This window comes from Carboxydothermus pertinax (genome assembly GCF_001950255.1).
Classification (GTDB): domain Bacteria; phylum Bacillota; class Z-2901; order Carboxydothermales; family Carboxydothermaceae; genus Carboxydothermus; species Carboxydothermus pertinax.
Window position 1 is genome coordinate 1 of sequence record NZ_BDJK01000051.1, and the last position, 6,843, is coordinate 6,843.

General features: G+C 39.4%; 8 protein-coding genes. All 8 read left to right on the top strand.

Features of this window, described 5'->3' with window-relative positions; genetic code table 11:
• Positions 1-586, top strand: a 586-nt coding sequence (locus cpu_RS09905) for an amino acid ABC transporter permease (RefSeq protein WP_143299317.1), incomplete at its 5' end; no start/stop codon positions are given.
• On the top strand, positions 573-1,301 hold the full coding sequence (locus cpu_RS09910) for an amino acid ABC transporter ATP-binding protein (RefSeq protein ID WP_075859836.1): 729 nt from the start codon (positions 573-575) through the stop codon (positions 1,299-1,301). The genes cpu_RS09905 and cpu_RS09910, both read left to right, overlap by 14 nt.
• Before the next feature lie 89 nt (positions 1,302-1,390).
• Positions 1,391-1,921 carry a GNAT family N-acetyltransferase gene (locus cpu_RS09915; RefSeq protein WP_075859837.1) on the top strand — a complete coding sequence of 177 codons (531 nt, stop codon included), beginning with the start codon at positions 1,391-1,393 and terminating at the stop codon, positions 1,919-1,921.
• 14 nt (positions 1,922-1,935) lie between these two features.
• Positions 1,936-2,355, top strand: a complete 420-nt coding sequence (locus tag cpu_RS09920) for an EamA family transporter (RefSeq protein ID WP_075859838.1) — start codon at positions 1,936-1,938, stop codon at positions 2,353-2,355.
• Positions 2,356-2,429: 74 nt separating this feature from the next.
• Complete coding sequence (gene yedF / locus cpu_RS09925; protein ID WP_075859839.1) at positions 2,430-2,825, top strand: sulfurtransferase-like selenium metabolism protein YedF; 396 nt, start codon at positions 2,430-2,432, stop codon at positions 2,823-2,825.
• 161 nt (positions 2,826-2,986) lie between these two features.
• Complete coding sequence (locus tag cpu_RS09930) at positions 2,987-3,658, top strand: ATP-binding cassette domain-containing protein (protein WP_075859840.1); 672 nt, start codon at positions 2,987-2,989, stop codon at positions 3,656-3,658.
• Positions 3,612-6,152, top strand: coding sequence for a YhgE/Pip family protein (locus tag cpu_RS09935; protein WP_075859841.1), 2,541 nt, complete (start codon positions 3,612-3,614; stop codon positions 6,150-6,152). The genes cpu_RS09930 and cpu_RS09935 overlap by 47 nt, the downstream gene beginning before the upstream one ends.
• Before the next feature lie 17 nt (positions 6,153-6,169).
• Positions 6,170-6,736 (top strand): TetR/AcrR family transcriptional regulator, encoded by a 567-nt coding sequence (locus tag cpu_RS09940; protein WP_075859842.1) that lies wholly within the window; start codon positions 6,170-6,172, stop codon positions 6,734-6,736.
• Positions 6,737-6,843 lie beyond the last annotated feature (107 nt).

The following is a 6,843-nucleotide window of genomic DNA, read 5'->3' on the forward strand; positions in this document are numbered from 1 at the left end:
TTACTACATAAATATTTGTTTAAAGGAAGATTTTACAGCTATAAAAAGCCAATTTGCGCCTAAAAAATGTTACTTTTTCAGTCCTCTCGGAACTCCTTTATTGGTCCAGATTTTTATTATTTATTATGGGGTACCTCAATTAATTGCTGCCATAACTGGGGAGCAAGCGCAAGCCATTTCTCCCTGGACGGCGGCCATTGCTTCCACCAGTATAAATAGCGGTGCTTATGTGGCCGAAATCTTCCGGGCGGGGATCCAATCTATAGATCGGGGCCAGATGGAAGCAGGCCGGTCTTTAGGTATGACTTACGCCCAGGCCATGTTTTATGTAATTTTGCCCCAGGCCTTTAAGCGGGTAGTTCCTCCTTTAGGGAATGAGTTTATTGCTATGTTAAAAGATACTTCCCTATTATCGGTTATTGGTTTTGAGGAGTTATCCCGCCGCGGGGCACTTATTATTGGCTGGAACGGGCGGGCCTTTGAAGTATGGTTTGCCGTAGCCTTACTTTATTTAATCATGACTCTGGGAATATCGCAGCTGGTGAGCTTTACCGAAAGGAGGCTTAAAACCGGTGATCACCATTGAGAACTTGCACAAAAAATTCGGCAAGCTTCACGTTTTAAAAGGAGTCTCTACTCACATCAAGGAACGGGAAGTGGTGGTGATCATTGGGCCTTCCGGTTCGGGAAAGAGCACCCTTTTACGGTGTATTAATCTTTTGGAAACTCCAACTTCCGGAGAAGTGTGGGTGGATGGCTTTAATTTGACCGATCCCAAAACTGATATTAACAAGGTACGGACCGAAGTGGGAATGGTTTTTCAAAGGTTTAATCTTTTTCCCCACAAAACTGCTTTGGAAAATATCACTCTAGCTCCCATGAAAGTACGGAAGATGAAAAAAAGCGAGGCCGAAGCTATTGCTTTTGATCTTTTAAAAAAAGTGGGGCTTGAAGATAAAGCGCATGTTTATCCTGACCAGCTTTCCGGTGGGCAGCAGCAGCGGGTTGCCATTGCCCGGGCTTTGGCGATGAAACCTAAGGTAATGCTGTTTGATGAGCCCACCTCGGCCCTAGACCCCGAGATGGTCGGGGAGGTTCTGGAGGTTATGTTAGAGCTAGCCCATGAAGGGATGACCATGGTGGTGGTGACCCATGAAATGGGTTTTGCCAAAGAAGTAGGCCACCGGGTTTTATTTATGGATGAAGGGGTAATTGTGGAAGAAGGAAAACCCGAGGAAATCTTTCAAAACCCTCAGCACCAACGGACTAAAAACTTTTTGAGTAAAATATTACATGTTTAAAACCTCGCGGCCTGCGGGGTTTTTTCCTTTATTTGGGGAAAGTATGATATAATAGGGCAATAACCATACTGCGGGGGAGGGATGAGTTCATGGAAATAACTTTAAAGAGTGGGCAAAAAGTGGTGATACGAGAAGTTAGTTTAGAAGATGCTGAAAAGCTTTTAAATTTTTATAAAAAAGCAACTAATGAAACTAATTTTTTGGCTTATGGTCCGGGAGAATTTAACTTTAAGATTGAGGAAGAAAGAGAATTTATAAAAAAACAAATGCAAGATAAAAAGTCATTAATGGCAGTTGCCGAACATAGAGGAAGGATTGTCGGCAGTATCAGTTTTAAGCCTAGCGTAGGTACGCAGTTTTCCCATTATGGCGAGATGGGTATAGCGGTTTTAAAGGAATTTTGGGGGGAAGGTCTTGGATATACTTTAATTTCATATTTAAAAAAATGGGCTAAAGACATGGGGGTGCGGAAAATTAACTTAAATGTTCGGGTGGATAATAAAAGGGCTATTTCGTTATACGAAAAAGCAGGCTTTGTTTATGAGGGACGAATTAGCCGACACTATTTAATAGATGGTGTTTTTTATGATTCGTTTATAATGGGTTTAGAAATTGATTAACCACGGAGGGATTTATGTTTTATTATCTGGCTATAGGCTTAACAATTGTCGCGAATATTCTTTACCATGTTATTCAAAAATTAGTACCTTCTCGGGCCAATCCTTTTTTAGTTTTAACATCAGCTTATCTTATGGCTGCAATTTTCTCAATTTTTTGTTCAGCGCTCTTTAAGGCTTATGGAAGCCTTTCAACGGAAATCAAAAGTCTAAATTGGGCAGGCTTTGCTTTGGGACTGGCGATTTTTGGTTTAGAACTTGGGTTTTTACTTGCTTATCGCGCCGGGGGGAAAATTAGCACTGCAGCTTTATTTTCCAATGTAGCAGTAAGCCTATTTTTGATACCTATCGGAATTTTATTTTTTGGAGAAAAGCTTACAATTACTAAGGCTTTAGGGGTAGTATTTTGTTTAATAGGGCTATGGCTTCTCCGTTGAACTTTAAACTTGGCAAGCATATACTAAAATGTTATAATAAATATTAAATAATATTATAAAAAGGGTGAGGTTTTATGGATATACACGATTTGGCTTCTAAACTTGCTCCGTTTTTTGCAAGTAAGGAAGAAATTGCTGGTACTGTTCTTTTTATCCAGGGTGAATCTCTTGGCCGCGGGGATGAGGAGTTAGGAAAAATTCTCATGAAGTCTTTTCTAACAACCTTGGCCGGGATGGATGAAGTTCCCGAAGCGCTTTTATTTGTTAACTCCGGGGTAAAGCTTGTAGTTGAAGGTTCAACGGTGTTAGGCCCCTTAAAAATTCTCGAAGAAAAAGGAGTTTATCTGGGCTCCTGTGGCACTTGCCTTGATTATTTTAAGCTAAAAGATAAAGTGGTGGCGGGCGAAGTAACCAATATGGGAAATATCTTAAATTACTTGACTAAAAGCCTAAAAGTAATAAGCCTCTAAAAACTTTAAAAAACAGAGAAAAAACGGTATAAATAACATTAATGGAATTATTTAAGCAATAAACGGTAGAAACTTTGAAAATTAAACTTGACCGCAAGGTCAAGTTCTTTTATACTAAAATTCGACTGACTGGTCAGTATAAAAATAAAGGAGGTGTGTTTATGCTTCAATTTAAAGAAGTAAAGTTTAGCCAGGACCCACGCTTTAAACCTATTACTTTTTCAGTGGAGCAGCCAGGGATTGTAGGTATTTATGGACCAGCAAAGACCGGTAAGACCGCGTGCCTTTTAGCAATGATAGGTGGCATTAAACCGGTAGCTGGTGCTATCTCAGTTTTAGGGGTAAATCCCGTAAAAAAACAACGGGAGGTACGCCAAAAAGTAGGACTTTCCTTTGTAGAAGGGGTTTATGAACCTTATTTTTCCCTGTCAGTTTTGGATAATTTTAAATTTCAAGGAGCACTTTTAGGTAAAAAGGTCTCCCAAGAGGAAGTAGAAAAGCTTTTGGCAAAAGTTGAAGCTAATTTTTCTAAAAAGGATAAATTAGAGGATTTAAATTCACTCCAAAGGTTAAAAGTAGGTATAACTCTTGCTTTGCTGGGTGATCCTCAACTGGTCTTAATTGATGAACCGTTTAAAAATCTAACCGGTATTGAACGAAAATATATAGAGAAAATTCTTTTAGGATTGAAAGAAGAGGGGAAATTAGTAGTTTATACTACCTTAAAAGAAGAAGAGCTTGGTATTGCCGATGTAGTAATAGACATTGCCCGGGGAGGTGTAAGCTTTGAACTTCTTAAAGATCGCCAGAGTCGAGCTAAAACAGCTTCTTAGCACCCGTTTTGCCCGGCTTGCCCTGGTAGTGGTAACCTTAATGCCGTTACTTTATAGTTTTGTTTATCTTGCAGCTTTTTGGGATCCTTATGGTAATTTAAAAAATTTACCGGTAGCAGTAGTAAACCTTGACCAGGGTTATCAGGAGGGAAAGGAAACGCTTAATGCCGGAAAAGACTTAGTGGACGAGCTAAAACATAATGATACTGTTAAATGGTATTTTGTAGATGAAAAAGAAGCATACCGGGGTTTAATGGGGGATAAATATTATTTAATTGTCAAAATCCCTGAGGACTTTTCCCAAAGGTTAAACCAAATGAAGTCCGCTGACCCCCAAAAAACCGGGATTAAGGTAATTTATAACGAAGGGAAAAACTACCTGGCAGCCCAGTTAAACGGGCGGGTGGTGCTGGAATTAAAACAAAAAGTAGCAGAGAAAATTGTCCGGGAAGCGGTGGCTACGCTTCTTAATAAGATGGACGACTCCTTAAGAGATGTGGAAAAAGCAGCCGATGGCAGTGAAAAGCTCCAAAACGGTTTAAAGGAGGCTTATACCGGAAGTTTGGCTTTAGTTAACGGCAGCGAAAAACTTGAGGGTGGTACCAGAAGGCTGGCAGCTGGCACCGAAAAATTGTATTTGGGAAGTAACCAGTTAAAAAATGGTACCATGGAATTTAGCCGCAACATGTCTGTATTTGCGGCAAAAATGCAGGAGGCAAAGAGCGGCAGTCAAAAAATTTATGAAGGACTAACTCTTCTTCCCGGGGCGGAATTAGGAGGACAGTTTACAGAATTAAATAATGGAGTTAAAACCGTTGCCGACGGCGCATATGGAATTTATAACGGAAGTCTTGGTTTAGAAACCGGAGTTTTAAACTTAGCTTTGGGTAGTGAAAACTATATAAAGGGTGTTAACACTTTTTTAGCAGGGGTAGACAGCTTTTGGAGTCAGATATCTTCTGGCTTAAAACAACTGGCTGTAGGTTATAACCAGCTTTTAGATGGCTTAAACAATTTTAAAGCTAGCCTGCAAACGGGTACCACAATGGTAGCTGGTGTAGATCAATCCCAAAAAGCTGCCCAAAATCAAATTGAACAAGCCTTAAATACGTTGCAGCAATACAAAGTAAACCATCCAGACCCAGAAATAGATGAAGCAATTACTTCTCTAAATGCTGCGAAGGCAAATTTAACTGCTATTAATCAATACAACGGCGGACTTCTTTCCCTCTTTGCTCAAGGAAACGAAGGAATTTCCCAGTTAAGTTCATCCCTTAGTAGTTTAAATCTCGGGCTTTTAAGCTTATTAAACCAGGGAGAAGAAGGGTATCAAAGTAAACTTCAACCGGGAATAGTAGCCCTTAAACAAGGTGGTCAAGACTTAACATCAGGCTTTGGTCAGCTCCAAACAGGAGTAGGTACTCTGGTTTATAGCAGCAAAAAGCTTTCGGATGGTGCAAATCTTTTAGCGGCGAAGACCCAGGAAATACCAGCTAAAATGGAAGAACTGGGTAGTGGGCTATCTTCTTTAAAAGAAGGTTACAATCAACTGTATAATGGTCTAAATCTTTTAGCCCAAGGAAGTAACAAGCTTTCTTTAGCAGCTAAAGAGGTTAATGATGGAGCTAATTCTTTAAATACCGGTATCATACAGGTAAAAAATGGAGCGTTAGAGTTAGAAAATGGAGGACTGAAACTTTCTTCAGGACAGGTCGAACTTAATCGGGGATTGTTAGAACTTTATAAAGGCTCTAAAGAGCTTACCTCAGGTCTTAAAAAAGGTGTGGCCGAGGGGAAAAAAGAATTAAAACCGGATTTAAAAGTAAAAAGGGCTAACACTATTGCTGACCCAATTGAAATCAAGGAAGATAAAAAATACCACGTTCCCAATTACGGAACTGCTTTTACACCCTATTTCCTTCCCCTTTCGCTCTGGATTGGGGCTTTGGTGTTGTTTTTCCTAATAAACTTAAAAGACCACCGCTTAACCTTATCCACAGTTCGTTCCTGGGAAATTCTAATTGGTAAATTTTTAGCGGTGGCAGTGGTAGGGGTGCTTCAAGCTGTAATTTCTGGTATAATCTTAGAAAAAGGGCTTAATCTTGAGGTAGCGTCTCAATGGAAATTCTTTGGGTTTGCTATTTTAATGTCCCTTACTTTCCTAGCAATTATCGGCTTAATGGTTTCTCTTTTTGATATGGCGGGAAGATTTTTAGCGGTAGTTTTGTTAATTTTGCAATTAGCTTCTTGCGGTGGGGCCTTTCCCTTTGAATTATTACCAAAGTTTTTCCAAGAAATTAGTGTTTATCTGCCCATGACCTATGGGGTATATGGTTTAAGGGAAGCAATTTCCGGAGGCTCCGGGATGAGTTTTAGCCATAGTGCTTTTATGATGGCTTTGTTTGGGATACTAGCTTTGTTGTTAAATTACTTAATTACTCCGAGACAAATAAAACTTTCTGACTTATCCCCCAAAGAAGGTAGCGTAATTTAGAAGGTTTGGAGGAAAAGATGAATCCAAAAATTCGGGCGATCTTAAAAGCCGCGGCTAAGGTGATGTCCCAAAAAGGCTTTGAAAAAGCTACAATGGATGAGATTGCCAAAATCAGCAAAGTAGCCAAAGGGACGTTGTATTATTACTTTAAAAGTAAAGAGGAACTTTTTTTAAAGCTTACCCTTTCTATTCTTGAAGAATTAGAAGTTAGAACCAAAAAGGTTTTAGAGTTAAAACTTTCGGCAAGGGAAAAAATTACAGCTTTAATTAAAGTGCAAGTGGAGTTTTTTTTGGAGTTTCGCGAAGAGGTAGTATTAGTTTTGGGAGATTTTTTTGGAAGTACGCTTCCTCGGGAAAGTTTTCGGATAAAAATTAATGATTACTACCGCTTGATAAATCAATTAATTGCGGAAGGCATTCAAGCGGGAGAGTTTCGGAAGGTTAATCTTGAGACCTTTGGGCCAGCTTTTTTTGGGATGAATTCTTTTGCTACCTTCCACTGGATTTTGGGGGAAAAAGAGTTAGATAAGGAAAAATTAATTAAGGACCTGTCAAATATAATTTTAGAAGGCTTAAAAAAATAACCGGGGATTACCTTTTGAACTGGTCAAGACTTAGTAGACACAAAAAATACTAGATGAACCCCTGTTCAATTCTATATTGGACGGGGGTTTTGTAATTAAGGGCAAAT